Below are 26666 nucleotides of genomic sequence, written 5' to 3' on the forward strand. Positions count from 1 at the left end.
CATAGTCGCTCGGGACTACAGCGGCACTCTTCGCGCGATGTAGTTGACCACATTGCCGATCGCATCCGGATCGACATTGGCCAGCCCAACGATCACATAGCCCTGCGCGGGTAGCACCACGATGGCACTGTTCGATCCGGGCGCACCGCCTTCGTGGCCGTACTGATGCTCCCTGCCCTCGCCCTGCACCACGAAGCCGAACCCGTACCAGCCCTTGCGGTTCTGCGCCGTGGTGGCCTGCTGCAGCAATGCAGGTGAGACCAGCTTTCCGCTGCGCAGCGCCTCGGCGAACTTCACCATGTCGCTCACCGTGCTGTAGCCACCACCGGCTGACATGCCGCGCCAGGGCAGCGACTTCGTTTCACGCACCCATTGCCCTTCCTGCTTCGTATAGGCGACCGCACGCTGTGGCACCGTCACTGTTTCCGGTTCGAAGCCGGTGCCGGTCATGCCTGCCGGGCGCAGGATGTGTTGCTCCACATAGGCGTAGTACGACTGCCCGGAGACGGCCTCGATGATCCGCCCAAGCACGATGAAGCCATAGTTCGAGTAGCTGTCCTGGCTGCCTGGCGTGAACTGCGGTGCATCCTTGGCAAAGCGCTGCACATAGTCATCCAGCGTCTTCAGCGACGCGGAATACTGCTCGAAATGGTCGCCGAAGAAATCACCCAGGCCACTGGTATGGGTCAGCAGCTGGCGAACGGTCACGCTGTTGGCAACGGCCTTGTTCGGATAGTCCGGCAGGTGCTTGCCGATCGTGTCATCGAGACTGAGTTTGCCCTCCTGCACCCGCTGCAGTATGGCCACTGCGGTGAACATCTTGTTGGAGGACGCAAGGCGGAACTGCGTATCCACGCCCACTGGAATGCCAGCGGTGCGATCGGCATTGCCACCGCGCCAGTCCAGCAGCACCTTGCCGTTCCGTGCCACCTGCAACGCACCCGACAGCGCGTCCTGGGCCCGCAGCGCCTCCAGCCTTGCTGTGGCATCGGCCATCAGGGCAGGCAAAGCAACCCTCTCCGGTCTGTACTTGTCCGGCGTTTCAGTGCCTTCGATCTGGAACTGCTTCACATGCGCCGGGCTGGCCGGATCCATGACGACCGTCACCCACATCGCGCGCTCGTTCAGCTGGCCCATCACCAGCACCTTCGCGTGACCGGGCGCGCTCTGGAGTGTTTCCAGCACACGCAGCGGGCCGGTGCTCTCGCGGAACTCGAGATAGGCCTTGGGGCTGCTGCCTTCCTTCTTCGCATAGGTATCAGCGAACGCCTGCAGTTGCTCGAGGCTGCCAGCGTTGAAGGCCACCAGCCAGTCATCGATGGCGTCCTGCGCACGTGGATGTGCACGCTCGGAAGATGTAGCGCCGATTGCTGGAAAAACCGGGGTAACCATTAGAACCGAGCAGGCCAGTGCATTGCAGAGAAACAGGCGTCCAACAACCCTCATGGCAGTTCCTTTGCGGGGATTCCTGGCCGCATCCTAGACCAAGGATGCGGCCGCCGCATCGACGCCAGGGACTCTGCCGCAACACCTCAACAGTGACGCTGAATGCTTCGATGCGACGCCATCCACTCCGCCTGCGTGGTGGAATGCGCACAGCCCCGGATGCAACGTGAATGCGTGATCCTTCGCAGTTGATGGAAACCCTGCTACCCGATGGCCCCGCTATCGCCTTGCCATCGTCTGTTCGCTGAATCGCGCCACGCAGAAGTCCAGGAAGCTGCGCAGCTTGGGCGTCAGCTGGCGATCGCGCGGATACACCAGGTTGATCCAGGTCGACACCGGTACGTAGTCCGGCAGCACTTCCACCAGCTCACCACGCGCCAATGCTCCGGCCAGCATTTCGTGCGGTTGCAGGATCAGCCCCAGCCCTCCGATGGCGGCGGTCAGCAGCGGCTCGGCCTGGTTGACCATGAAGCGGCTGGACACCGGCACGGTCAGCACGCCGCCATCGGTATCGCGAAAGCTCCAGCGGGTGCGGATGATCGAATGCGCGAAGCCCAGGCACTCGTGGCGGCTCAGGTCATTGGGATGGGCAATGGCCGGGCGCGAAGCCAGATAGTCCGGCGAGGCACACAGGACCAGCGGATACGGCCCCAACCGCCGCGCCACCAGCCCACTGTCGGCCAGATCGCCAGTGCGGAACACCAGGTCGTAGCCGTCTTCAACGATGTCCACCAGACTGTTGGACAGGTTCAGATCGACCTGCACGTCCGGGTACTGCTGCAAGTAGGCCACCACCGCGGGGCCCAGCGCGTGCACGCCGAAGGTGACCGGCGCACTGATGCGCAGGCGCCCCATCGGCCGCCCGCGCGCCACTTCGGCCAGCTGCTCGGCCCCCTCCACTTCCTCCAGGATCACCCGCGCCCGCGCCAGGTAGGCCTGGCCGAAGTCGGTCAGGCTCTGCTTGCGCGTGGTGCGGTTGAGCAGGCGCACCCCCAGATGCTGCTCCAGCGCCTGGATGTGCTTGCCGACCAGCTGCGGCGACAGGTCCAGTGCCTCGGCAGCGGCGGCGAAGGAGCCGACCTCGGCCACCTTGGCGAAGGTCCGCAGGGGAACGATCAGGTCCATTGCAAACAATTGTTTTTCAATGAAACGCCAGATTACCCCTTATTCTGGATGCAGACTACGCGCACAGTAGCGCTCACCCTTTCGCCGGCGCCCTCGCCGGCCCTTCCTCGGAGCCCCCCATGAGCCAGGTTGTCCGCATCCACGAATATGGCACTGCCGATGTACTGCGCATCGACGATATCGACGTTCCCGCCCCCGCCCCTGACGAAGTCCAGATCCGGGTGAAGGCGATCGGCCTGAACCGCGCCGAGGTGATGTTCCGTAACGGCGCCTACCTGCAGGAAGCGCAGTTCCCCAGCCGCCTGGGCTACGAAGCGGCCGGCGTGGTTGAAGCCGTCGGCAGTGCAGTGAGCGGATTCACCGCGGGCGATGCGGTCAGCGTGGTGCCGCCGCTGGATATCGCGCGCTGGGGCACCTACGGCGAACTGGCCAACGTGCCGGCACGACTGGTAGTCAAGCATCCGCAGGCACTGGACTTTGAAACGGCCGCCGCGGTGTGGATGCAGTACGTCACCGCCTGGGGCGCGCTGTTGGAACAGGCACGCCTGGCCGCCGGCGATTTCGTCATCATCACCGCCGCCAGCAGCAGCGTCGGCCTGGCCGCCATCCAGATCGCCAATGCAGTCGGCGCCACGCCGATCGCGGTAACGCGCGGCCCGGGCAAGCGCCAGGCCCTGCTCGATGCCGGTGCCGCCCATGTCATCGCCACCCAGGAACAGGATCTGGTGGCCGAAGTGGCGCGCATCACCGGCGGCGCAGGTGCCCGCGTGGTGTTCGATCCGATCGGTGGTCCGCAGTTCGTACCGCTGACCGAAGCCATGGCGCGTGGCGGCATCCTGCTGGAATACGGCGCGCTGAGCAGTGAACCCACCCCGTTCCCGTTGTTCAACGTGCTGGGCAAGTCACTGACGCTGAAGGGTTACCTGTACTCGGAAATCGTCTCCGACGATGCCGCGCTGGCACGCGCCAAGGCCTTCATCGTGGATGGCCTGGACCAGGGCACGCTGGCACCGAAGATCGCCAGGGTATTCCCGTTCGCGCAGATCCAGGACGCACACCGTTACCTGGAATCGAACGAGCAGATCGGCAAGGTGGTGGTGACGGTGTGATCCAGCGTCATGTAATGGGGGTGGATCACCGCCCCCGTTGCGGTTACCTGGGCAACGTAAACGCCATCACGTAATCGCCGTTCGGGGTTTCCATGAAATGGTGGCCGCCGGCCATGATCACCACGTACTGGCGCCCGCCCTGCTCGTATACCATCGGGTTGGCTTGGCCTCCCGCGGGCAGCGTGGCATGCCACAACTCCTTGCCGGTCCTCAGGTCGATGGCGCGCAGCAGGTCATCGGTGGCGGCGGCGATGAAGATCAGGCCGCTGGCGGTCACCACCGAACCGCCATTGTTCGGTGTGCCGATCTCGATCGGCAGGCCAGAGCGGATGCCGAACGGTCCATTGCCACGCGCACTGCCGAACGGACGGTCCCACAGCAGCTTGCCGGTGCGCAGGTCGATGGCACGGATGCCGCCATAGGGCGGCTGCTTGCACAGCAGACCGGTGAACGGCAGGCGCCAACCGGCATTGACCTGGATGGCATAAGGCGTGCCCACCTGCGGGTCACCCGCGCCTTCTGCTCCGCCCTTGTCGAACCGGATCTTTTCGCGCGGCAGCCAGCCCAGCCGGTCGGCCTCCGCGCGTGGCACCAGCCGGTTGTAGTTCGGCATGTCGTTGTAGTTGGCCACGATCACGCCGCGGCGCGTATCGATGGACACACTGCCCCAGTCCGAGCCGCCGTTGTAGCCGGGGTACTCGATGGAATGGCGCTCGCTGCTCGGCGGCGTGTAGAACCCTTCGTAGTAGGCCTTGCGGAACTGGATGCGGCAGACCAGCTGGTCGATCGGGGTGATGCCCCACATGTCACGTTCGGTCAGCTCATGCTCGCGACGCAGCGTGTGGTACAGCGAGAACAACTGCGTGGGTGAACGCTGCTCGGGTTCGACGCCGCCCACCGGCACCTTGCGCTCTTCGGCCGCGGTCAGAAGCTGGCCGTTGCGGCGGTCGAGGATGTAGATGTCGCCCTGCTTGGTCGGCAACAGGATCGCCGGCACTTTGCCGGCAGCGGTCGGGTAATCGATCAGGCTGGCCTGCGAACCGAGGTCGTAGTCCCACACATCCTTGCGCACCGCCTGGAAATGCCAGACCGGCTTGCCGGTGGCCACGTCGATCGCCACCAGTGACGTCGCATAGCGGTTCTGGTTTTCCGTGCGTGAGCCGCTCCAGTAGTCACCCGCGGAATTGCCCAGCGGCAGGTAGACCAGGCCCAGCGCCTCATCACCGGTGGCGGTGGTCCACATGTTGGGCGTGCCGCGCGTATAGGTCTGCTCGCGCGGCGGCAGACCGCTGCGCTCGGGCTGGTCCATGTCCCACGCCCAGCGCAGCTTGCCGGTGATGGCATCGTAGGCCTGGATCACGCCCGACGGCGCGTCACGGCGCTGCCCGTCCAGCACCTGGTGACCGGTCACGATCACGCCACGCACGATGGCCGGTGGCGAGGTGATCGACACGTAACCCGGTGGCACCTCGCCCATGCCCAGGGTGATGTCGACCTGGCCGTTGTTGCCGAAGTTGGCGCAGGGGCGGCCGCTGTCCGCGTCCACCGCGATGATGCGGCCGTCCAGCGTGCCTTCGATGATGCGTGCCCAGCACGCCGGACGGCTGCCCGGTGCAGCACTGCGGGTGACGCTGGGCGGCGGCTCCGGCAGCGCCAGATCGGCGGCGACATCGGCCAATGCCGCATCGGCAATGGTCGGCGTGCGGGGCTGCTCGTAGTAGCTCACCCCACGGCAGGCGGCGGTGTACGGAATCGAGGTGTCCTTCACCTTGGGGTCGAACCGCCACAGTTCCTTGCCGCTGGCGGCATCGAGTGCGATCAGGCGGTTGCGCGCGGTGCACAGGTAAAGGCGATCGCCGATCTTCAGCGGCGTGGTTTCCGCGCCCCAGCGATTCTTGGGCATATCGCCGGTACGGAACTGCCAGGCTGGCTGCAACGTGGCCACATTGGCCGGGGTGATCTGCTGCAGCGGCGAATAGCGGGTGGCGGCGTTGCTGCGGCCCCACGCCGGCCAGTCGCCCTCGGCGGGCTGGTCAGCCGGCTGCAGGCCCGTGGTATCACGCGTAGGTTCCAGTCCGGCGCTGACCGCGCCTTCCGGGAACGGCTGATGTCCATCCACTTCACCATGCGGCGCAAAGGCCAGGCCGAAGGCGGCCACGAACACCAGCATCAGCACACCCGCCGCACTGCGCGACAGGCGTTTGGAGACCGGCTCGTGCAGGGTGGGCGCCAGCAAGGCCAGCACGATGCCGAGTGCGGTCACCAGGCCCAGCCGGGGCACCCAGCGCCAGTAGTCGCTGCCTGACTCCCACCAGGTCCACAGCAGCGTGCCGATGAACACCAGCGCGTACAGCAATGCACCGCTGCGGCGGTTGCCGAACAACAGGATGCCGCTGGCCAGCAGGCCGAGCCCGGCGATGGCGTAGTACGCCGAGCCGCCAAGGCTGAGCAGCCACGCACCGAGCCCGCCGATGACCAGGCCGAGCACGACCAGCAGCAGCGACAGCACGGTAACAAGGGGGTGCCGGGAGGCGCGAACAGGGGCAGGAGCGGACTGCGGCGTGGCGGACATCGTCGATCTCCGGGGGCAGCATGCGCCGTTATCCCACCGCCTGCGTGAAGCGCGCGCGTATGTGCGGCATCCGGATACGACGACGCCGGCACAGGGCCGGCGTCGTCGGGTACCTCAGGCTCGCGGCAGGATCACTCCTGCGCGGCGTCCTCGCTGCTGGCAGCAGCCGGTGCGCCGTCGGTCGCGGCCGGTGCGGCGACGGCCACCTCGTCCTCGTCTTCGTCGATCGAGGCATCCATGCGCTCCACCGCCTGCAGCTTCTCGTCCTTGGACAGGCGGATCAGGGTCACGCCCTGGGTGTTGCGGCCAACGCGGCTGATTTCCGAGCCACGCGTACGCACCAGGGTGCCACCATCGGAGATCAGCAGCACTTCGTCGCTGGAGCCCATCAGCACTGCGGCGACCAGCTTGCCGTTGCGCTCGGTGGTCTGGATGCCGATCACGCCCTGCGTGCCACGGCCCTTGCGCGGGTAGTCCGGCAGCGGGGTGCGCTTGCCGTAGCCGTTCTCGGTGGCGGTAAGGATGTACTGCACGCTGGCGTCATCGGCGCCGTCGATCACCGCATCGCCATTGGCCGCGGTTTCCTCGACACCGTTGTCGTCCTCGTTCTCGTCCTCGCTGCCACCGGCACTTTCGGCCACGATCAGGCTGACCACTTCCTCGCCGGCCGGCATCTTGATGCCGCGCACGCCGGTAGCGGTACGGCCCATCGAGCGGACCTTGTCTTCACCGAAGCGCACGGTCTTGCCGTTGGAGGCGAACAGCAGGATGTCGCGCTCGCCGTCGGTCAGGCCGACGCCGACCAGGGCATCGCCCTCGTCCAGATTGATTGCGATCTTGCCGCGCGCCAGACGGAAGGCGAACTCGCTCAGCGGGGTCTTCTTGACCGTACCGTTCTTCGTGGCGAAGAACACGAACTGGCCGTCGGCGTACTCACGCACCGGCAGCACGGCCTGCACGCGTTCGCCCGGCTCCAGCGGGATCCAGTTGATGATCGGACGGCCGCGGGCATTCGAACCGGCTTCGGGCAGCTGGTAGACCGGCAGCCAGAACACCTTGCCCGAGCTGGTGAAGGTCAGCAGGGTATCGTGCGTGTTGACCAGCCACAGCTGTTCGATGAAATCCTCTTCCTTGGTCGCTGCCGCACTGCGGCCGCGGCCGCCACGGCGCTGTGCGCGGTACACGCTCACCGGCTGCCGCTTCACGTAACCGGCATGCGACACGGTGACCACCACGTCTTCCGGCGCGATCAGGTCGAGGATGTCCAGGTCTTCTTCGCTGTGGCGGATTTCGGTACGACGCTCGTCGCCGAACTCGGCCTTGACGTTGACCAGCTCCTCGCGGATCACCTGCAGCAGGCGGTCGGGATCTTCCAGGATGTGGATCAGCCCGGCGATCACTTCCAGCAGCTGCTTGTACTCGTCGGTCAGGCGGTCCTGCTCCAGCCCGGTCAGGCGGTGCAGGCGCATTTCCAGGATCTGGGTGGCCTGGATCTCGGTCAGCTGGTAGCCGCCCTCGATCAGGCCCACGCCCTTGGGCAGGTCTTCCGGACGCGAGGCTTCGGCACCGGCGGCACCCAGCATCGCACCGACCAGGCCCGGCTCCCACACGCGCGCCAGCATGCGCTCGCGTGCTTCATTCGGGTTCGGCGAGGTCTTGATCAGCTCGATCATCTCGTCGATGTTGGCCAGCGCAACGGTCAGGCCTTCCAGCACGTGGGCACGGGCGCGCGCCTTGCGCAGCTCGAACACGGTGCGACGGGTGACCACTTCGCGACGGTGGCGGACGAACGCTTCCAGCATCTGCTTGAGGTTCATCAACTGCGGGCGGCCATCGACCAGCGCCACCATGTTGATGCCGAACACCGATTCCATCTGGGTCTGCTGGTACAGGTTGTTCAGCACAACCTCGGCAGATTCACCGCGCTTGATCTCGATGTAGATGCGCATGCCGTCCTTGTCGGACTCATCGCGCAGCTCGCTGATGCCTTCAATCTTCTTTTCCTTGACCAGCTCGGCGATCTTCTCGATCAGACGCGCCTTGTTCACCTGGTAAGGAATTTCGGTGACGATGATCGATTCGCGGCCGTTGTCGGCCACTTCGATATCGGCCTTGGCACGGATGCGCACACGGCCGCGGCCGGTGCGATAGCCGGCGACGATGCCGGCAGTGCCATTGATGATGCCGGCAGTCGGGAAATCCGGGCCCGGGATGTACTCCATCAGGCCGTCGACATCGATTTCCGGATTATCAATCAGCGCGATGCAGGCGTTGATCGATTCGCTCAGGTTGTGCGGCGGGATGTTGGTCGCCATGCCCACCGCGATACCGGCCGAACCGTTGACCAGCAGGTTCGGGAACCGGGTCGGCATGACCGTCGGCTCCAGTTCCTTCTCGTCGTAGTTGGGCTGGAAATCGACGGTTTCCTTGTCGATGTCCGCCATCAGCTCATGCGCGAGGCGCGACATGCGCGCTTCGGTGTATCGCATCGCCGCGGCGGAGTCGCCATCGATCGAGCCGAAGTTACCCTGGCCATCGACCAGCATGTAACGCAGCGAGAACGGCTGTGCCAGGCGCACCAGCGTGTCGTACACCGACTGATCGCCATGCGGGTGGTACTTACCGATGACGTCACCGACGATACGCGCCGACTTGAAGTAGGGCTTGTTGCTGTGCGCGTTGAGTTCGTTCATCGCGAACAGCACGCGGCGATGCACCGGCTTGAGGCCATCGCGCGCATCCGGGAGCGCGCGGCCCACGATCACGCTCATGGCGTAATCGAGGTAGCTCTTGCGCATCTCGTCTTCCAGGTTGACCTGGATGATTTCCTTGGCGTTTTCTGCCATTCGGGTTCCGTTGTCTGGTAGCGGTCCAGTCCGGCGCAGCCCTCTGCGGGAGGGGGTCGTGCCGGAACCTCGATTCAACCTGTGGATACTACCACAACAGGCCGTTCCCTGCCTCCATTTACGGGGATTTTACCGGCACAAATCAGGAACTTAGGGGGGGGTGCCGGCCAACGGCCGGCACTACCGGGGGCGGAGGTCACGCTGCCCCCTCCCCTGTGCCTCAGCCACCAAAGGCGGCGCGCATGTTCTCGATGGTCGGGTTCAGGATCACCCCGCGCTCGGTCACGATGGCATCGATCAGTTCACCCGGGGTGACGTCGAACACCGGGTTCCAGGCGGCGATGCCTTCGGCCACGGTGCGGGTACCGCCCACGCCGTACAGCTCGCCCGGGTCGCGCTGCTCGATCTCGATCTGGCTGCCATCCACGGTCTCCATGTCCACGGTCGAGGACGGCGCCACCACCATGAACTTGACCCCGTGGTGGCGAGCGGCGATGGCCAGCTGATAGGTGCCGATCTTGTTGGCGGTATCGCCGTTGGCGCAGATGCGGTCGGCGCCGACGATCACCCATTGCACCGCACCGGTCTTCATCAGGTGCGAGGCTGCCGAATCGGCGATCAGGGTGGCGTCGATGCCATCCTGCTGCAGTTCCCACACGGTCAGGCGTGCGCCCTGCAGCCACGGACGGGTCTCGCCGGCGAACACGCGGGCGATGCGGTGCTGGGCCATACCGGCACGGATCACGCCCAGTGCCGTGCCGAAGCCGGCGGTGGCCAGCGAGCCGGTGTTGCAGTGGGTCAGCACGCCGCTGCCGGCCTCGATCAGGCCCGCGCCCAGCGCGCCCATGTGGCGGTTGGCGGCCAGGTCCTCCTCGGCAATGGCCTGCGCTTCGGCTTCCAGCAGAGCCTTCCAGTCGGCGCCGGCGACGTTCAGGCAGCGACGCATGCGCGCCAGCGCCCAGGCCAGATTGACGGCGGTCGGGCGCGATGCGTTCAGGCGCTGCAGCGCCGGCTCCAACTGCTGAAGCGCATGCGCGCCATCAGCGGCCTGCACGTCCCGCGCCGCCAGCACCACACCCCACGCTGCGGCAATGCCGATCGCGGGCGCGCCACGCACGGTCAGCGCGTGGATGGCGCTGGCAACTTCGTCACTGTCATGGCAGACCACGTGCTCGACCACGAACGGCAGCTTGCGCTGGTCCAGCAGTTGCAGGGCATCGCCGGTCCAGAGGATCGGGCGGATGTGGTCATAACGGGCGTAGTCGATGTCGGAGGCAGTGTTCATGGGCCCATTGTAGGGCCACGCCCCGCGTGGTTGGAGCCTGCCCGGGCTCAATTCACCGAGAATTCGGCGCGGCAGCCGCCGTCCACCCAGATCCCGTTGCGGTTCCAGCCCCAGGTGTTGCCTTCCTCGCACGGGGTGCTGGACAACTGCTCGGTAACGACCGCGCCGACCGAAATGCTCGCCCCACAGAAGCGGCGCTTCTTCGACTTCGACTCGCAGGTCAGGCGGCGTGGCACGTCGACAAAACGGCCGTCCTCGTCAGCCACTTCGAAATCGCCCTGGCAACCACGGCTGGTCCAGACTTCATTGCGCTTGTAGCCCCAGCCCTGCCCTTCGCGGCACGGCAGCACCGACAGCTGGCGCAGCAGGCGCACCGGCGCCCCGTCCAGGCGCACCGGGCAACTCTGCGGGCGGCCATTGGATTCGCAGCGCACCACACGGCGGACCAGGCGCTTGCCTTCCGTTGCCGCAGGCGCTGCACCTTCCGCACGACGCGCACGGAACTCTGCGCGGCAGCCAAGGGTGACCCACACGCCACTGCGGTCGGTGCCCCATTCGCTGCCACGGATGCAACTGTTGCTGGACAACTGGCGCACAAGGTCGATGCCATTGCTGACGTCGATATCGCAATGCACCCAGCCCATGTCGCGCGATTCGCAGGTCACCACTTCGCCGTCATAGCCCGCCTGCTGGGCCGACGCCGATGACGGCAGCCAGGCACCCCAGAGCGCGATGGAGTACACCGGTGCAGCGACAACCGCAAACCACTTGACCAAAGCCTTCCCCAGCAGGAATGGATGAACTGCGTGCCAGTGTCCGGCATCTGCCGTGATAAGAGCATCATCCTGCTTACCGAAGCAAGCGCGGAAACGCGGAATTCCGTTCAGTCTTCGATGTTCAGGAACGTGCGCACCGCGCTCACGCGTGGGCGAAGTCGTAGGCCAGCACATCGGCGATACGCGGCGTGCGGCTCATCGCCATCAACAACCGATCGACACCCACCGCCACGCCAGCGCAGGCAGGCATCGATGGCAACGCCGACAGCAGCGCCTCATCCACGAACGGTTGCACCTGGCCCCGCTCATGGCGGCGCTGCAGGTCACGCTGGAATCGCGCACGCTGTTCTTGCGCGTCGTTCAGTTCGTGATAGCCGTTGGCCAGTTCCACGGCCCCCAGATAAAGCTCGAAACGCTCGGCCAGCGGCGGCGTGCCGGCTCGAATGCGTGCCAGTGCGGCCTGGCTGGCAGGCCAATCATGGACCACGGTCATCACCGCGTCATCGAAATGCGGCTGGATATGATGGGTCATCAGCAGATCCAACCAGTCATCGCGGGTCAGCCCGACCGGGTCGATATGTACCTCGCCCAGCGCGGCACGCAACGCGGCCTCATCGGCATCGAACGGATCCACACCCACGTACTGCTGGAACAGCTCGCGGTAACTGAGCACACGCAGCATCGCACTGCGCCCGACCAGGGCCAGCGCCTGGCCGACCAGCTCGGCGGTTTCCTGCACCAGACGATGGTGGTCCCAACCGACCCGGTACCACTCCAGCATGGTGAATTCCGGATTGTGGCGGCCGCCCGCCTCGCCGTTGCGGAACACCCGGCCCAGTTCGTAACAGTCACCCACGCCCGCCGCCAGCAGGCGCTTGAGCGGATACTCCGGCGAGGTGCGCAGCCAGCGGCGGCGGCCACCGGCATCGACATGCCCGGTGAAATCGGTATGGAAGCTGTCGATGTTCGGCTCGGTGTTGCCTGCCACCGACAGGATCGGTGTTTCCACCTCCAGCACATCGCGCTCGGCGAAGAAGCGGCGCACCAGCGCATTGAGTGCGGCACGCTGCTGCAGCGCGCGCAGCAGGGCCTCGCTCACAGGATGCCCTCCGGGCGTGGATGATCCAGCGGCAGGGTCAGCAGATCGCGGGTGTCATCGATGTAGCCACTGGCCAGGTACAGGCGCCGGGCCAGTTCGTTGTGGTGGTTCACTTCCAGCCGCAGGCGGCTGACGCCACGCCCGCGAGCGCGCTGTTCGCAGATGGCCAGCGCCTGCTTGCCGCGGCCGCGGCCGCGCGCGCGGTGGCTCAGGTACAGCTCGTCCAGCAACATGAAGTGGCCGCCCTGCTCCAGGCTGAAACCCATCGCGATCACTGCGTAGCCCACCACCTCGGCGGCCTCGTCCAGCCACAACAGCACTTCGCCGTTGCGTGGGTCGGCCAGCAGCGCGTCCACGCCGCGACGCACGCGCGCGTCGTCGAAGTCGATCTTGTCTTCGGCATAGAACTCGCGCATCAACGCGATCAACAGTTCTTCGTCGGCACGGGTGGCCAGGCGGAAATCCAGCGGAGCGGTCTGCATCGGTGTTCCTTTGTGTTTCATGCCGGGCGCCAGGCACCCGGCGGGGTCATCATTCGTGTTCGGCGAGGTAGGCCAGCAGGCGGGCTTCGTCCCATACCGGCACGCCCAGCGACTGCGCCTTGTCCAGCTTGGAGCCGGCCTCGGTACCGGCCACCACGAAGCTGGTCTTCTTCGACACGCTGCCGGAGACCTTGGCACCCAGCGCTTCCAGGCGTTCCTTGGCGGCATCGCGGGTGAGCTGGGCCAGGGTGCCGGTCAGCACCACGGTCTGCCCATCCAGCGGGCCGGCCACGATCTCGGCCAGCGCCGGCGCCTTGGCCAGGATCTGCTGCATCGCCTTCTCGGCCGCCAGCAGCATCGCGCCATGGCCATCTGCATCGAGCCACGCAGCCAGGCCGCGTGCAGTGTCATCGGGCAGGCCGGCGTTGACGAACTGGCCATGCTCGGCGTCGAGCACTGCTTGCGCGCCGGAAAGCGCAGCGACCAGTTTTTCGGCGCGCAGGCGGGTGATGCCAGGGATCTCCGATTCGACCAGCAGCTGCGCCAGATCCAGCCCTTCGCGCAGCTTGGCACTGGGCGCATGCACATCGCTGATGCGCACCTGACCGACCTGCAGCAGGTCATCGATGGCCTGCTGGTTGCCCTGCTGCTCGAAGAAGTGGCCCAGCGAACGCGCCACTTCGCCGCCGATGTCCGGCACACGCTTGAACAACGGCCACGGCAGGTGGCGGATCAGCTCCAGGTCACCAAACCACTGCGCCAGCGCCTTGGCCGTGCTCTCACCCACGTGCTCGATGCCAAGCGCGAACAGCAGGCGCTCCAGCGTGGCCGCACGGCTGGCGTCGATCGCCGCGATCAGGTTGTCGGCCCACTTGGTGGCGATCTTCTTCGTGTTCCATTCGAAGCTGGCCGGCTGTGCCAGCGCCTGTGCGCGCCAGCCCGGATCGTTGCCATCCAGCCTGAGCACCGCATTGAGCACCGCACCACTGCCTTCGGCGGGCAGGTGCAGCTTCAGCGCAGCCGCCAGTGCGGAAGGGTCCTCGGCATCCAGCACCAGCTTCAGATGCAGCAGCTGGTCACGGTTGAGGCGGTACAAATCGGCCACGCTTCTGACGATGCCGGCGTCGACCAGGGTTTCGATGTACTTGTCGCCGAGGCCGTCGATATCCATCGCGCGACGCGAGGCGAAATGGGCGATGGCTTCCTTGCGCTGCGCCGGGCAGGACAGTTCGCCCGAGCAGCGCCATGCGGCAGCACCTTCCTCGCGCACGATTTCCGAGCCGCACACCGGGCAGCGCGTCGGCATCTGCCACGGCGTGGTGCCCGGCGGGCGGCGATCAAGGATGACGCTGACCACTTCCGGAATCACATCACCGGCGCGGCGCACGATCACGCTGTCACCCACGCGCACATCCAGGCGTGCGATCTGGTCGGCGTTGTGCAACGTGGCGTTGGACACGATCACGCCGGCCACCGCCACCGGTGCCAGCCGCGCGACCGGTGTGGCAGCACCGGTGCGGCCGATCTGGATCTCGATCGCCTCTACCGTAGTGCTCTGTTCCTGCGCGGGGAACTTGTGCGCGATGGCCCAGCGCGGCGCACGCGAAACGAAGCCCATGGCCTGCTGGCCGGCGCGGTCATCCAGCTTGTAGACCACGCCATCGATATCGAACGGCAGGCCATCGCGGCGCTCACCGATATCGCGGTAGTAGCCGAGCAGGCCGTCGGTGCCTTCCACCACCTTGCACAACTCGCTGACCGGGAAGCCCCAGGCACCGAGCTGGGCCAGTGTGCCCGAATGGGTGTCGGGCAGCTCGCCGCCCTGCACTTCGCCGGTGCCGTAGGCGAAGAAACTCAGCCGGCGCTGCGCACTGATCTTCGGATCGAGCTGGCGCAGCGAACCGGCCGCCGCGTTGCGCGGATTGGCCAGCACCTTGCCGCCCTGCTGGCGCGCACGCTCGTTGCAGGCCTCGAAGTCGGCGCGGGCCATGTAGACCTCGCCGCGTACTTCCAGCACATCCGGCCAGTCCTTGCCGTGCAGGCGCTTGGGAATGTCACCGATCTCGCGCAGGTTGGCGGTCACGTCCTCGCCGGTACTGCCATCGCCACGGGTCGCGCCGAGCACGAAATGACCGTCCTCATAGCGCAGGCTGATCGCCAGGCCGTCCATCTTCGGCTCGGCCGAGAACCGCAGGCTGCGACGGCCCAGGCGCTCATCGATGCGGCGCACGAAGTCGGCCACTTCCTCATCGCTGAAGGCATTGGACAGCGACAGCATCGGCACCGCGTGGCGCACTTCCGGGAAGCGGCCGGAGGGGCGCGCACCGACCTGCTGGGTCGGGCTGTCGGCACGGGCCAGCTCCGGATGCTCGCGCTCCAGCGCTTCCAGCTCGCGCACCATCCGGTCGTAGTCGACGTCGGGGATCTCCGGCGCGTCCAGCTCATGGTAGGCGCGGTTGGCCTGGGCGATCTGCCGGCGAAGGTCTTCGGCGCGTTCGGCGGGGCTGGGGCTCATCGGGATCCGGTGGTTCTGGGATGGCCGGGGATTCTACCGCGCCCGACCGTCAGGCCCTGTAACGCCGCCGCCTTTTGTAGAGTCGAGCCAAGCTCGACTGCGCCTTTCCGTAGAGTCGAGCTTGCTCGACTGGCCTTCATGCACGGCCAAAGCAGTCGAGCAAGCTCGACTCTACAAAAGACGGCTTGCGGCGCACCACCACCGGCGCTAGCGTGCGACGGTCTTCCCTTCGGAATCCCGCCCGTGACCCTGCCCGCTTCCCGTCGACGCTTCCTGCAACTGGCCGGTGCTGGCCTCGCCGTCGCCGGCACCGGGCTGCCGCAGCTCGGCCATGCCCAACCCACGACAGCCGCCGCCCCAGCCCCTGCCGAAGGCGCCGTACTACTGAACTTCAACGAATGCCCGTACGGCCCCTCGCCCGCCGCCCAGCAGGCGGCGCGCGACAGCATCGCCAGCTGCGGCCGCTACCGCTTCGCTCTGGCGGCACAGGTACGCGACGCCTTCATCGAACAGGCCCGCATCCCGGCTGATCACGTGCGGCTGTATCCGGGCTCCAGCGAACCACTGAACCGCGCTGCCACGCTGTGGACCGGCCCGCAGGCGGGGCTGGTAGTGGCCGACCCGACCTTCGAGACGCTGGGCGAGGTCGCCGCCGCACACGGTGCACACGTGCAGAAAGTGCCGCTGCGCGAGGACGGTGCACACGACCTGCGTGCGATGGTCGCCGCCGCACACGCACGCCCGACCGGGCTGCTGTATGTGTGCAACCCCAACAACCCGACCGGCTCGATCAGCCCACCGGATGAGCTCGCTTGGCTGCTGGCCCACAAGCCCGCTTCCACCCGCGTGCTGTTGGACGAGGCGTATCTGCAGTACAGCGAACAGCCGAGCCTGATCGCGCAGGTGGCGCAGCGCGATGACCTGATCGTGTTGCGCACGTTCTCCAAGCTATATGGCATGGCCGGCCTGCGCCTGGGCGTGGCGGCCGCACATCCCGACCGCCTGCGCGAGCTGGCCAGCCTCGGCGACAACCCGCTGCCGGTGCCGGCGCTGGCGGCGGCACTGGCCAGCCTGCGCGATCCGCAGTTGATTCCGCAGCGCCGCCTGCAGAATGCCAAGGTGCGCCAGGCCACCATCGCGTGGCTGGGCAAGCGTGGTTTCAGCTGCGTGCCGTCGGAAGCGAACTGCTTCGTGGTCGACGTGCAACGCGATGGCAGCGCGTTCGCCAAGGCGATGGCGGACAACGGCGTGGTGATCGGACGCAGCTGGCCGATCTGGCCACAGCGCGTGCGCGTGACCGTCGGCACCGAAGAGGAAATGGCCGCGTTCTGCCGCGCGTTCGCGAAGGTGGCCGGCGTGCCGGCCTGAACCTGTTGGTGGGGGCGAACCTTGGTTCGCCCCATCCACGCATGGCGTGGATCTACTGTTGTGGGTGCCGACCTGGGCCCCTGTAGAGTCGAGCGATGCTCGACTGGGGCTTACCCTGGGATCCGCAAGTCGAGCATGGCTCGACTCTACAGTTGGGCGCTTACCAGCGCGGGGTCTTGGTCAGCGGCGGGGCCTGGTGCTGGCGGTCGTAGGCGCGCAGCTCGTCACGGATGTGTGCGATGCGCTGGCGGCCCAGGGCATTGCGGCTGTCATCCAGCACCACGCCATCCAGCAGTTCAGCCATGCGCTGCACCGTCGGCAGCATCTTCTCCCAGGCGTCCAGCGCGGTCAGCGGCGCCGGCAGGGTCAGGAAGAAGGCGATGGCCGGGGTTTCCATGGCACGGATGTTGGCCATGTCGAAGCTGCCCGGCTTCATGATGCTGGCCATCGAGAAGATCGGGCCGCGCTCGGGGTGGCCTTCCACCAGGCGGTGGAACACGTTCATGTGGCCGAACACCAGGCCGGTCTTCTCGGCCGCCACCACGATGTCTTCGCCACGCAACTGCTCGCCGGCCCGGGCAGCCACGAACAAGGAGACGATCTTGTCGAAATCCTGGGTGGCGCGCTTGCCGAGATCACTGGCGCCCGGGTCGGTTTCGCCCAGACCAAGTTCGGCCTGCTCGCCTTCCGTGCCCATGCCCGGTTCGACGCGGCCATCGGCCACGGCGACGCCGTCTTCGCCCAGTACCGGCTCGCGGCGCTCGCCGCTGGTCGGTTCCGCGCCTTCCACGCGGCGCCCCTGGGGCTTCTTTTTCGGACGGCCAAACAGGAAGATCGCGGCGATCAACAGCAGGCCGGCGGCCAGGATGCCGATGCGCAACAGTGCCGTGTCGGACATTCGATAGGTTCTCCGGCTAGTTCATTCAGGTAACTAGGATGGCACGTCAGGCCGCGCCCGCCAATCGCGCGGCTTCTTCCAGGTCCACGCTGACCAGGCGGCTGACGCCCGGCTCGCGCATGGTCACGCCCGACAGCTGGTGCGCGGCCTCCATCGTCGCTTTGTTGTGGCTGACGAACAGGAACTGCACCTTTTCGCTCATTTCCTTGACCATGTTGGCCAGGCGGCCGACGTTGGCTTCGTCCAGCGGCGCGTCCACCTCGTCCAGCAGGCAGAACGGCGCGGGGTTGAGCTGGAAGATGGCGAACACCAGCGCCACCGCGGTCATCGCCTTCTCGCCGCCGGACAGCAGCGAGATGCTGGACACGCGCTTGCCCGGCGGACGCGCCATGATGGTCACACCGGTGTCGAGCAGATCTTCACCGGTCAGTTCCAGGTAGGCGTGGCCGCCACCGAACAGGCGCGGGTACAGCGCCTGCACGCCGGCATTGACGCGGTCGAAGGTGTCCTTGAAGCGGCCGCGGGTCTCGCGGTCGATCTTGCGGATCGCATCTTCCAGGGTTTCCAGCGCGGTGGTCAGGTCGGTGTGCTGCGAATCCAGATAATCCGAGCGTTGCGAAGCCTCGCCGTACTCGTGGATGGCGGCCAGGTTGACCGGCTCCAGCCGGCGCATGCGGCCATCGATCTGGTGCACGGCCTGCTCCCAGTCGCCCAGGCGGGCGTCCTCGGGCAGTGCGTTGAGCACGTCCTGCAGCACGAAGCCGGCCTTCTCCACCGCGCCCTGCAGGGTGTCCGCGCTGAGCACCAGCGCCTGCTGGTCCAGCTTGCGTTGCGAGATTCGCTCGCGCTGGGCCAGCGCCTGTTCGTCGCGCTGGTGGCGGGTCTGTTCGTAATTGCGCAGCTCGGCGTCGATGCCGTCCAGCAGCGTGCGCGCCTCGGTCAGCACGCGATCGGCCCGCACACGCTCTTCCAGTGCGTTCTGGTGCTCGGCCTGCAGCGACTCGACCGGCGAATCACCTTCGTCCAGCTGCGAATGCAGTTCGCCCAGGCGCGAATCCAACTGCCCGCGCTGGGTACCCATGCGTTCCAACGCCTGGCTCAGTGAAGCCAGCTGCGCCCGCTGCGATTCCAGGGTCAGGGCCAACGAGTGCGAGCGCTCGCGCACCGCTCGCGCGGCGTCTCTGGCCAGGTCGCGGGCCTCGGTCAGCTGGCGGCGCTCACCCTCCAGCCGTTGCCGGGTCGATTCCAGGTCGCCCATGCTGCTGACCGCGTTCTCCAACCGCGAACGCGCTTCACGCGCCTGCTCGTTGTTGGCTTCCAACGTTTCCTGCAGCTGCTTCAGTTCACCTTCGATGCGGTCGATGCGCGTGCGCGCCGCCTCCACCTTGCCCTGCTGCCCCTGCAATTGGCCAGCCAGTTCAGAGACCGCACGGTGGGCCTGGTACAGCGCACGCTGCGCGTCTTCGCGCTGCTGTTCAGCCGCCTGCAACTGCTCGCGGAAACCACTCAGCAGTTCTTCCAGCTCGGCCTCGCGATCCTGCAGCTGTTCGATCTGCTCGCGCAGCTCGTTGATCTCGCGTTCGCGCAGCAGCGCGCCCTGCTGGGCCGCACCGGAGCGCGATACGCGCAGCCAGCCCTGGCCCAGGCGCTCACCACTCTGGGTGATGATCGAATCGCCTTCCGGAAGACTGCCCTGCAACACCTTCGCCTCGGACAGGTCCTTGGCTGCGTGCAGGTGTGCCAGCAGTCGACGGATCGCTGCCGGGCCACGCACGCGGGCCGCCAGCGAGGTCGGCGCGACCTTCAGGTCCGCGCCATCGTTGGCGACCAGTGCGATGTGGCCCTCGCCAAGTTCGCCGAGCGCATCGACCAGGCTGGCCGGATCATCAACCAGCACGCCTTCGATCAATTGGCCAAGCGCGCTTTCCACCGCGTTTTCCCAGCCGGCATCAACGTCCAGGCGTTCGCCGACACGCGCTGCCGAATCCAGCCCACGCGCCTTCAGCCACGCCACGGCAGCGCCCTGCTCCTGGCCCAGCGCGGCCTGCTGCAGGGTTTCCAGCGAAGCCAGGCGACCGCGCAGGCCGTTGGCCTGCTTGCGCAGTTCGGCCAGTTCGTTCTGGCCATTGCGCTGCTGTTCCTGCACTGCCGCCACGCCCTGCTTGCGCAGCTCGACGTCTTCGCTCAATTCATCCAGCGCGGTCTTCTGCGTGTCGTGCTGCAGGTGCAGCTGCTCGAAGGCTTCTTCCAGCGCGTCCACGTCCAGCCCGGCGCGCTCGGCGGCCAGCGCTTCGCGACGCCGGTCGGCATCGAGGATCTGCTTGTCCAGGTAGTCCACGCGCGTGCGCTCGACATCGCCGGCGCGCGACGCCTCCGAACTCTGCGAAGTGTGCTGTTCCCAGCGCTGCTGCCAGCTGGCCAGCCGGTCTTCGGCCTCGCGCAGGCTTTCCTGCTTTATCTCGTTTTCTTCCTGCAGCTCCTCCAGCTGCGGGGTGGCGGCCTCCACCGCTTCGCGCAGCACCATCAGCTTGGCCTCGTCACCGCTGATGTGCTGGCCCAGTTCGGCCAGTGCCTGGCGGGTTTCATCGCGTGCCTTGTGCAGGCGCTGCGACAGCTCGCGCTGGTGCTGGATCTGCTGTTCCAGGCGCGCCAGCGTGCTGCCGACCTGGTAGACCGCAGCCTGCGCGGTGTTGAGCGCGTCGGCGGCCTCTTCGCGTCGAACGCGCGAGGTCTCGATGCGGGCCTCGGCGTCACGCTGGTCGGCGATCAGCTGCTGCAGCTTCGTCTCTTCCTGCGACAGCCCTTCGCGCAGCTTGGACAGGCGACCGTCCAACCCGCGGAACTCCAGGGCCTTCCACTCGGCATCCTTGACCCGGCGCTCTTCCTGCAGGGCCTGGTACTGCTCGGCCTGCTTGGCCTGGCGCTTGAGGTGCTCGAGCTGCTTGCTGATCTCGTCGCGCAGGTCGCCCAGCCGGTCCAGGTTCTCGCGGGTGTGGCGGATGCGGGTCTCGGTCTCCTTGCGGCGCTCCTTGTACTTGGAGATGCCGGCCGCCTCTTCCAGGTACACGCGCAGGTCTTCCGGGCGCGCCTCGATGATCTGGCTGATCATGCCCTGCTCGATGATCGAGTAGCTGCGCGGGCCCAGGCCGGTGCCGAGGAACAGGTCGGTGATGTCGCGCCGGCGGCACTTCGTGCCGTTGAGGTAATAGTTGCTGGTGCCGTCGCGGCTGACCGTGCGCTTAACCGAGATTTCGTTGAACGAGGCGTACTCGCCGGAGATCGTGTGGTCCGAATTATCGAAGATCAGCTCGACGGTGGCCTGCGAGACCGGCTTGCGGGCATTGGAACCGGAGAAGATCACGTCGGTCAGCGAGTCGCCGCGCAGGCGGCTGGCCGAGCTCTCGCCCATGACCCAGCGCACGGCGTCGATGATGTTCGACTTGCCGCAGCCATTGGGCCCCACCACGCCGGTCATGTTGGTCGGCAGGTGCAGGGTGGTCGGATCGACGAACGACTTGAAGCCGGACAGCTTGATCGTGGAAAGACGCATGGCGTGATTGGGTTCCAACAGGCGCCTTGGGGGCGTCCGCATTGTGGATGTCAGGTCAGCCAGCACCTCAAGCCATTGATTTCAAAAGAATTCAATGAAGCCAAGGGTGACACAATGGAATGAGTATAACGGCGCGAATGTTCCACGGGCGGGATGACCGGCGCGGAGCGCGCTTGAAATGGGTCCAGATGTCGCTTTGCGCCCCGCGCGACGGATTTCCAGGTCGCCGATCAAATCGCAAGCCATTGATATTAATTGCTTTATTAACCACACCGCCGCCCTGCACATCTGAAGCCGTGCAGGATGGAGGGATGCATCGACCGCTTTCCTTTAGCCCCGCCGACGACGCGACGGCCGCTCCCGTGCTCGGCGGGACCATCTGGCTGGATGCCCGCACCCCTTGGCCAACCAGCATCCATGGACACGCACTGCTTCATCTGGCCAGTTTTCCGGGCGCATTCATTCGAAGCCACGTCGCCGGACTGGATATCGCGCCCGAGCTGATCATTTCGGTCTTTACGCCGTACCTCACCTCGGGCAAGCAGAGATTCGAAGAAGCCATGAACCAAGGCGGTCGCGTGATTGCTCATTGTCCCGGGCATGCACCAAGAGCTTCTCCCTGCGAGCCAATTGGGCCGCTCCGCATTTGCGCTGGGGCGGCGACGGCTGAGGGTGAAGCACCTCATGGAAGTTCAAAGATTGGTGGGCGGCCACACTGGCTACAGGATGACGAATCGGAGGATCTGGCGTTCGTCCTTCAGTTCGACGCATTCGATCTTGATACGGCAGCGCCTACACATCGAGGCATTCTGATCGGCTGGATGGGCTATCTGTTGCTTGATCGCAACATTCAATCAGCTTCAACGAGTTGCGGTCGATTCATCATCCAGACGACCTGACAGACGGCCAGGCCAGTTGCCCGACCTCGACCGGCTATGACTCATCAGGCTGGACAAGAACTGGTCGTCGCTGGCCAGCCATCAACATCGCGGGACTCATCGATGTATAGAGAACTTGTATTCGAAAGTTATGGCCAAGCTCCGGGCTGCGCTTTCCTGGGAGGCGCGCCGTACCTGTCTGCCGATACCCCCTGGCCGCGCGACGCCAATGGGAAGCCAATGCTCCATCTTGCGAGCCTTCCTGCGCCTTTCATTCAAACGCATCTTCCGAACATCGCCATCAGAACGAATCTCTGCGTCTCGATTTTCACGCCTTATGACGTTCCTGATGATGCCTACATCGAGACCGCACTACTGACTGGCGGAAGCGTCATCGCCTACACGCCCCACGAATCCGGCGCAGACAGCGCAATACCCCCTTTTGATCCGCGCCTGATCACCACTGCGACAGCCTCCATCCCGGATCACGCCGAGAACGGGATCGCCAAAATTGGCGGAATTCCTGCTTGGCTTCAGGACGATTGTACTGATGGACGGGAATTCATCCTCCAGATCAACGGCTCCCGATTGAACCGGGCAGCACCGACGCACCGAGGAATTCTGGTCGGCGGAATGGGGTATCTGTTGCTTGATCGCAACATTCCCTCACCTTCGATGGACTGCGGTCGATTCGTCATCCAGACGACCTGAGCAATCAGTCGAGCACGCCTCGACTCTATATGTCCAACATTCGCCCAAAACAAAACGGGCACCCTTGCGGGCGCCCGTTCTGCGGTGATTCCAGGCCTTGCGGCGTGGGATCAGGCTTCGGCGACGACGACGACCTTGACGGTGGTCTCGACGTCGGCGTGCAGGTGGACCAGCACGTCGTATTCGCCGATGTTGCGGAAGGCGCCTTCGCCCAGGATGACTTCGCTCTTGCTGACCGGCAGGCCGGCAGCGGTGAAGGCATCGGCGATTTCGCGGGCGCCGACCGAGCCGTACAGCTTGCCTTCGGTCGAAGCGTTGGCCGGGATCGTCACGCTCGCGCCTTCCAGCTTGGCCTTGCGGGCGTCAGCGTCGGCGTGGATGGCCTGGGCCTTGGCTTCGTATTCGGCGCGCTTGGCTTCGAACTCGGCCTTGTTGCTCTCGGTGGCCGGCACGGCCTTGCCCTGCGGCACGAGGAAGTTACGGCCGTAGCCCGGCTTCACGTCGACCAGGTCGCCCAGGTTGCCGAGGTTGGTGACTTTCTGCAGGAGGATCAGCTGCATGGTATTGCTCCAGATAAGTTATTCGTTAGCGAGGCGATGCCCCGCAACAAAGGCTGTCCGAATAGCTGGCACAGCGGGGGCGGCGCCGGGCCGCCCCGCTGGCATCAGACGTCGTGGTTGTCGGTGTACGGGATCAGGGCCAGGAAGCGAGCGCGCTTGACGGCGGTCGCCAGCTGGCGCTGGTACTTCGACTTGGTACCGGTGACGCGGCTCGGCACGATCTTGCCGTTCTCGGTCAGGTACTGGCGCAGGGTGTTGAGATCCTTGTAGTCGATCTCCTTCACACCTTCAGCAGTGAACTTGCAGAACTTGCGGCGACGGAAGAACTTGGACATGGGAAGGCTCCTTAGGCGGCGGAAGCGGCGTCGTCGCCGGCTTCGTTGTCAGCGGTGTTGTTGGACTCGCCTTCTTCGTCGTCACGACGACGGCGCTCACCGCGCTCCGGCTTGTCACCCTTCTCGTCCTTGCTCTTCATGATCAGCGACTGCTCGGTGTCAGCCTCGTCACGCTTGATGACCAGGTTGCGCAGCACGGCGTCGTTGAAGCGGAAGCTCTCGGTCAGTTCGTTCAGAACGGCCTGGTCGGCTTCGATGTTCATCAGCACGTAGTGGGCCTTCACCAGGTTCTGGATCGGGTACGCCAGCTGGCGGCGGCCCCAGTCTTCCAGACGGTGGATGGTGCCGTTGCCGTTCTCGACCAGCGACTTGTAGCGCTCGATCATGGCCGGGACCTGCTCGCTCTGGTCCGGGTGGACCATGAACACGATTTCGTAATGACGACTCATGTTTTTTCTACCTTTCGGATGTGGCCTCGCGGCCGGACAGCCCCCCGCCGTTGAGACCGCGGTGGGGCAAGGATTCCCGCCAGGAAGGCAGGAAGCCGCGCATTATGGCGCAGATGGGGTGGCCGGGCAACCGGCGGGCCGCAGGGCAACCTGAACCGGGCTACCCCAGATCCACATGAAGGCGGTGCTGGCCGCATTCCAGGCACTGGAACAGGCAGCCAATCATCTCCCCGTCCCGGCTCAGGTGTTCCAGCACCCAGTCGGCGTCGCGCGGGTTGACCTCAACCACGTCGGGCCGGACCTCGTCGAGGATGGGCTGGAGGTCCTCGCTACCGGCGTAACCGAGGAAGGCGCAGGGCCGCTCACAATGGCTGAGCCAGACCGACTGCTGCCAGGACGAGTAGCCCGGGGTGCGCTCGCAGATCTCCAGCAGCAGCTCGCGGGCGATGGTCGGCGGCGGATCGGCCGGATCCGGGGATACCCCCTCGATATCGCTCCAGCCGGTGAATTCACCCTCGTAACTGGCCGCCGCCCTGCCATCGGCGATACACCAGGGGCACAGGTAATCGGGACCCAGAACGGAGTAGAACGGCCCCCGGTAGCGCAGTGTGCGCGGCTGACCACAGCAGTCGCAGACCCCGTCGACCTCTTCGAAGGAGAGGGCGTAGGCGTTGGGGTGATAAATGAAAAGCGGTCGTTCCATCCGTGGATCCCTTCCCTGCCGACCAAGGTCGGCATCTACCACCGCCCGGCCATGCCCGGCGGACGCCAGAACCAGCCCTCAGGCCTTGTCGGCGTCGGTGGTGAAGCTCTCGCCGCAGCCACACTCGGCGGTGGCGTTCGGGTTGCTGAACGTGAACGTTTCGCTCAGGCCGTGCTTGCCGAAGTCGATCACGGTGCCGTCCACCAGCGCCAGGCTCTTGGCATCGACATAGATCTTCACGCCGTCCTGGTCGAACACGGTATCGCCCTCGCGCTCGTCGCGGGCCAGGTCGGTGATGTGACCCCAGCCCGAGCAACCGGTCTTGGTCACGCCGAAACGCAGGCCCAGCGCGCCGGGGGTCTGGGCGACAAAGCGCTGCACGCGCTCGAAGGCAATGGGGGTCAGGCTGACGGCCATGGGGCTACTCCAGAGGTACGGGGACATTATAAGGAGCCGTTGCCACGAAAAATGCCTCGCAAGCAGAACGCTGCAACCGGTAAACTCCCGTGTTCACAGATCGAGTCGATCAGCAGAGGATTCAAGTCATGACGGTGGTCAGCGTTGAACATGCGCTTGCCGGGAAGATCCCGGAAGGCGGCGAAGTCACGGTACGCGGATGGGTGCGCACGGTGCGCGGTTCAGCGAATCTGGCCTTCGTGAATGTGAGCGACGGCTCCTGCTTCGCGCCGATCCAGGTCGTGGCCGGCGACAGCCTGGCCAACTTCGATGAGATCAAGCGCCTGACCAGCGGCTGCTCGGTCATCGCCACCGGCACTCTGGTGAAGTCGCAGGGCAAGGGCCAGTCGTTCGAGATCCAGGCCAGCGCGCTGGAAGTGGTCGGCTGGGTCGAAGACCCGCTCACCTACCCGATCCAGCCCAAGCCGATGTCGCCGGAGTTCCTGCGCGAAGTGGCGCACCTGCGCCCGCGCACCAACCTGTTCGGCGCGGTCACCCGCATCCGCAACTGCCTGGCCCAGGCCGTGCACCGTTTCTTCCACGAGAACGGCTTCAACTGGATCAGCACCCCGATCATCACCACCTCCGACGCCGAAGGCGCCGGCCAGATGTTCCGCGTGTCCACCCTGGACATGGTGAACCTGCCGCGTGACGAGAAGGGCGCGATCGATTTCAGCCGCGACTTCTTCGGCAAGGAAACCTTCCTGACCGTGTCCGGCCAGCTGAACGTCGAGGCCTACTGCCTGGCGCTGAGCAAGGTCTACACCTTCGGCCCGACCTTCCGCGCCGAGAACAGCCACACCACCCGCCACCTGGCGGAGTTCTGGATGATCGAACCGGAAATCGCCTTCGCCGACCTGGCCGAAGACGCGCGCCTGGCCGAAGAGTTCCTGAAGTACCTGTTCCGTGCGGTGCTGAACGAGCGTGGCGACGACCTGGCCTTCATCGCCGAGCGCGTGGACAAGAACGCGATCACCAAGCTGGAAGACTTCATCAATGCGCCGTTCGAGCGCATCGACTACACCGATGCGGTCAGCCTGCTGCAGAAGTCCGGCAAGAAGTTCGACTTCCCGGTCGAATGGGGCCTGGACCTGCAGACCGAGCACGAGCGCTGGCTGACCGAAGAACACGTCGGCCGCCCGGTGGTGGTGACCAACTATCCGGAGCACATCAAGGCCTTCTACATGCGCCTGAACAACGACGGCAAGACCGTTGCCGCGATGGACGTGCTGGCCCCGGGCATCGGCGAGATCATCGGCGGCAGCCAGCGCGAAGAGCGCCTGGACGTGCTGGACGCACGCATGGCCCAGTTCGGCCTGGATCGTGAGCACTACAGCTGGTATCGCGACTTCCGCCGCTATGGTTCGGTGCCGCACGCCGGCTTCGGCCTGGGCTTCGAACGCCTGGTGGTGTACGTCTGCGGGCTGTCCAACATCCGCGATGCGATCCCCTACCCGCGCGCCCCGGGCAGCGCGGACTTCTAAGCCCCACACGACCACGGAG

21 protein-coding genes are annotated in these 26666 nt (G+C 65.8%); 5 read left to right on the plus strand and 16 right to left on the minus strand.

Going from position 1 to position 26666, the window contains the following annotated elements:
- Positions 1–15: 15 nt before the first annotated feature.
- Both ACZLIB_RS14835 and ACZLIB_RS14840 read right to left on the minus strand, forming a co-directional pair.
- A complete protein-coding gene (locus ACZLIB_RS14835) occupies positions 16–1446 on the minus strand; it encodes a serine hydrolase domain-containing protein (protein ID WP_478468020.1) in 1431 nt (476 codons plus the stop codon).
- A 219-nt stretch (positions 1447–1665) separates the two neighbouring features.
- Positions 1666–2571, minus strand: a complete 906-nt coding sequence (locus ACZLIB_RS14840; RefSeq protein ID WP_049400186.1) for a LysR family transcriptional regulator — start codon at positions 2569–2571, stop codon at positions 1666–1668.
- A 119-nt stretch (positions 2572–2690) separates the two neighbouring features.
- On the opposite strand from ACZLIB_RS14840, the gene ACZLIB_RS14845 reads away from it, so the two are divergent.
- Positions 2691–3680 (plus strand): zinc-dependent alcohol dehydrogenase family protein, encoded by a 990-nt coding sequence (locus ACZLIB_RS14845; RefSeq protein WP_478468022.1) that lies wholly within the window; start codon positions 2691–2693, stop codon positions 3678–3680.
- 43 nt (positions 3681–3723) lie between these two features.
- Here ACZLIB_RS14845 and ACZLIB_RS14850 read toward each other — a convergent pair whose 3' ends face one another.
- The 7 genes from ACZLIB_RS14850 to ligA all read right to left on the minus strand — a co-directional run bounded on the left by ACZLIB_RS14850 (position 3724) and on the right by ligA (position 15261).
- On the minus strand, positions 3724–6252 hold the full coding sequence (locus ACZLIB_RS14850) for a membrane-bound PQQ-dependent dehydrogenase, glucose/quinate/shikimate family (protein WP_478468023.1): 2529 nt from the start codon (positions 6250–6252) through the stop codon (positions 3724–3726).
- 131 nt (positions 6253–6383) lie between these two features.
- Positions 6384–9098 carry a DNA gyrase subunit A gene (gene gyrA, locus ACZLIB_RS14855; RefSeq protein ID WP_125892079.1) on the minus strand — a complete coding sequence of 905 codons (2715 nt, stop codon included), beginning with the start codon at positions 9096–9098 and terminating at the stop codon, positions 6384–6386.
- A 220-nt stretch (positions 9099–9318) separates the two neighbouring features.
- A complete protein-coding gene (mtnA, locus tag ACZLIB_RS14860; protein WP_049400195.1) occupies positions 9319–10383 on the minus strand; it encodes an S-methyl-5-thioribose-1-phosphate isomerase in 1065 nt (354 codons plus the stop codon).
- Positions 10384–10430: 47 nt separating this feature from the next.
- Positions 10431–11159 (minus strand): DUF3011 domain-containing protein, encoded by a 729-nt coding sequence (locus ACZLIB_RS14865; protein WP_032127686.1) that lies wholly within the window; start codon positions 11157–11159, stop codon positions 10431–10433.
- A gap of 142 nt (positions 11160–11301) precedes the next feature.
- Positions 11302–12258 carry an EF-P lysine aminoacylase EpmA gene (gene epmA, locus ACZLIB_RS14870; protein ID WP_478468025.1) on the minus strand — a complete coding sequence of 319 codons (957 nt, stop codon included), beginning with the start codon at positions 12256–12258 and terminating at the stop codon, positions 11302–11304.
- On the minus strand, positions 12255–12740 hold the full coding sequence (locus ACZLIB_RS14875) for a GNAT family N-acetyltransferase (RefSeq protein WP_032127684.1): 486 nt from the start codon (positions 12738–12740) through the stop codon (positions 12255–12257). The genes epmA and ACZLIB_RS14875 overlap by 4 nt, the downstream gene beginning before the upstream one ends.
- 49 nt (positions 12741–12789) lie before the next feature.
- Positions 12790–15261, minus strand: coding sequence for an NAD-dependent DNA ligase LigA (ligA, locus tag ACZLIB_RS14880; RefSeq protein WP_478469937.1), 2472 nt, complete (start codon positions 15259–15261; stop codon positions 12790–12792).
- 237 nt (positions 15262–15498) lie between these two features.
- Here ligA and ACZLIB_RS14885 point away from each other — a divergent pair, with 237 nt between their 5' ends.
- On the plus strand, positions 15499–16623 hold the full coding sequence (locus ACZLIB_RS14885) for a pyridoxal phosphate-dependent aminotransferase (protein ID WP_478468026.1): 1125 nt from the start codon (positions 15499–15501) through the stop codon (positions 16621–16623).
- Positions 16624–16783: 160 nt separating this feature from the next.
- On the opposite strand, the gene zipA is transcribed toward ACZLIB_RS14885, so the two are convergent.
- Positions 16784–17521, minus strand: coding sequence for a cell division protein ZipA (zipA, locus tag ACZLIB_RS14890; protein WP_006376490.1), 738 nt, complete (start codon positions 17519–17521; stop codon positions 16784–16786).
- Between the two features lie 46 nt (positions 17522–17567).
- Positions 17568–21071 (minus strand): chromosome segregation protein SMC, encoded by a 3504-nt coding sequence (gene smc, locus ACZLIB_RS14895; protein ID WP_478468028.1) that lies wholly within the window; start codon positions 21069–21071, stop codon positions 17568–17570.
- A 173-nt stretch (positions 21072–21244) separates the two neighbouring features.
- Here smc and ACZLIB_RS14900 point away from each other — a divergent pair, with 173 nt between their 5' ends.
- Together ACZLIB_RS14900 and ACZLIB_RS14905 are read left to right on the plus strand one after the other, a co-directional pair.
- A complete protein-coding gene (locus ACZLIB_RS14900) occupies positions 21245–21970 on the plus strand; it encodes a DUF1963 domain-containing protein (RefSeq protein ID WP_478468030.1) in 726 nt (241 codons plus the stop codon).
- 102 nt (positions 21971–22072) lie between these two features.
- A complete protein-coding gene (locus ACZLIB_RS14905) occupies positions 22073–22660 on the plus strand; it encodes a YwqG family protein (RefSeq protein ID WP_478468031.1) in 588 nt (195 codons plus the stop codon).
- A 110-nt stretch (positions 22661–22770) separates the two neighbouring features.
- On the opposite strand, the gene rplI is transcribed toward ACZLIB_RS14905, so the two are convergent.
- The 5 genes from rplI to ACZLIB_RS14930 form a co-directional block, all read right to left on the minus strand.
- Complete coding sequence (gene rplI / locus ACZLIB_RS14910) at positions 22771–23220, minus strand: 50S ribosomal protein L9 (RefSeq protein WP_014037734.1); 450 nt, start codon at positions 23218–23220, stop codon at positions 22771–22773.
- 104 nt (positions 23221–23324) lie between these two features.
- Positions 23325–23555: a 30S ribosomal protein S18 gene (gene rpsR, locus ACZLIB_RS14915; protein WP_002804494.1), complete on the minus strand. Its 231-nt coding sequence runs from the start codon at positions 23553–23555 to the stop codon at positions 23325–23327.
- An 11-nt stretch (positions 23556–23566) separates the two neighbouring features.
- Positions 23567–24004: a 30S ribosomal protein S6 gene (gene rpsF, locus ACZLIB_RS14920; RefSeq protein ID WP_005410228.1), complete on the minus strand. Its 438-nt coding sequence runs from the start codon at positions 24002–24004 to the stop codon at positions 23567–23569.
- Positions 24005–24164: 160 nt separating this feature from the next.
- Complete coding sequence (locus ACZLIB_RS14925) at positions 24165–24707, minus strand: CbrC family protein (RefSeq protein WP_049400202.1); 543 nt, start codon at positions 24705–24707, stop codon at positions 24165–24167.
- Positions 24708–24785: 78 nt separating this feature from the next.
- Positions 24786–25124: a HesB/IscA family protein gene (locus tag ACZLIB_RS14930; protein ID WP_006376495.1), complete on the minus strand. Its 339-nt coding sequence runs from the start codon at positions 25122–25124 to the stop codon at positions 24786–24788.
- A gap of 128 nt (positions 25125–25252) precedes the next feature.
- Here ACZLIB_RS14930 and asnS point away from each other — a divergent pair, with 128 nt between their 5' ends.
- Entirely contained in the window at positions 25253–26647 is a 1395-nt protein-coding gene (gene asnS, locus ACZLIB_RS14935; protein ID WP_478468033.1) for an asparagine--tRNA ligase, read from the plus strand.
- Positions 26648–26666 lie beyond the last annotated feature (19 nt).

The organism is Stenotrophomonas sp. 220_Sma (assembly GCF_056487375.1).

Excerpts from the sequence above, each read along its gene's own strand:
- mtnA (WP_049400195.1), bottom strand. The coding sequence starts at position 10,383 with ATGAACACTGCCTCCGACATCGACTACGCCCGTTATGACCACATCCGC.
- smc (WP_478468028.1), bottom strand. The coding sequence starts at position 21,071 with ATGCGTCTTTCCACGATCAAGCTGTCCGGCTTCAAGTCGTTCGTCGAT.
- gyrA (WP_125892079.1), bottom strand. The coding sequence starts at position 9,098 with ATGGCAGAAAACGCCAAGGAAATCATCCAGGTCAACCTGGAAGACGAG.
- ACZLIB_RS14850 (WP_478468023.1), bottom strand. The coding sequence starts at position 6,252 with ATGTCCGCCACGCCGCAGTCCGCTCCTGCCCCTGTTCGCGCCTCCCGG.
- rpsR (WP_002804494.1), bottom strand. The coding sequence starts at position 23,555 with ATGTCCAAGTTCTTCCGTCGCCGCAAGTTCTGCAAGTTCACTGCTGAA.
- ACZLIB_RS14905 (WP_478468031.1), top strand. The coding sequence starts at position 22,073 with ATGTATAGAGAACTTGTATTCGAAAGTTATGGCCAAGCTCCGGGCTGC.
- ACZLIB_RS14875 (WP_032127684.1), bottom strand. The coding sequence starts at position 12,740 with ATGCAGACCGCTCCGCTGGATTTCCGCCTGGCCACCCGTGCCGACGAA.
- ACZLIB_RS14845 (WP_478468022.1), top strand. The coding sequence starts at position 2,691 with ATGAGCCAGGTTGTCCGCATCCACGAATATGGCACTGCCGATGTACTG.
- rpsF (WP_005410228.1), bottom strand. The coding sequence starts at position 24,004 with ATGAGTCGTCATTACGAAATCGTGTTCATGGTCCACCCGGACCAGAGC.
- ACZLIB_RS14835 (WP_478468020.1), bottom strand. The coding sequence starts at position 1,446 with ATGAGGGTTGTTGGACGCCTGTTTCTCTGCAATGCACTGGCCTGCTCG.
- asnS (WP_478468033.1), top strand. The coding sequence starts at position 25,253 with ATGACGGTGGTCAGCGTTGAACATGCGCTTGCCGGGAAGATCCCGGAA.
- zipA (WP_006376490.1), bottom strand. The coding sequence starts at position 17,521 with ATGTCCGACACGGCACTGTTGCGCATCGGCATCCTGGCCGCCGGCCTG.
- ACZLIB_RS14925 (WP_049400202.1), bottom strand. The coding sequence starts at position 24,707 with ATGGAACGACCGCTTTTCATTTATCACCCCAACGCCTACGCCCTCTCC.
- rplI (WP_014037734.1), bottom strand. The coding sequence starts at position 23,220 with ATGCAGCTGATCCTCCTGCAGAAAGTCACCAACCTCGGCAACCTGGGC.
- ACZLIB_RS14930 (WP_006376495.1), bottom strand. The coding sequence starts at position 25,124 with ATGGCCGTCAGCCTGACCCCCATTGCCTTCGAGCGCGTGCAGCGCTTT.
- ACZLIB_RS14840 (WP_049400186.1), bottom strand. The coding sequence starts at position 2,571 with ATGGACCTGATCGTTCCCCTGCGGACCTTCGCCAAGGTGGCCGAGGTC.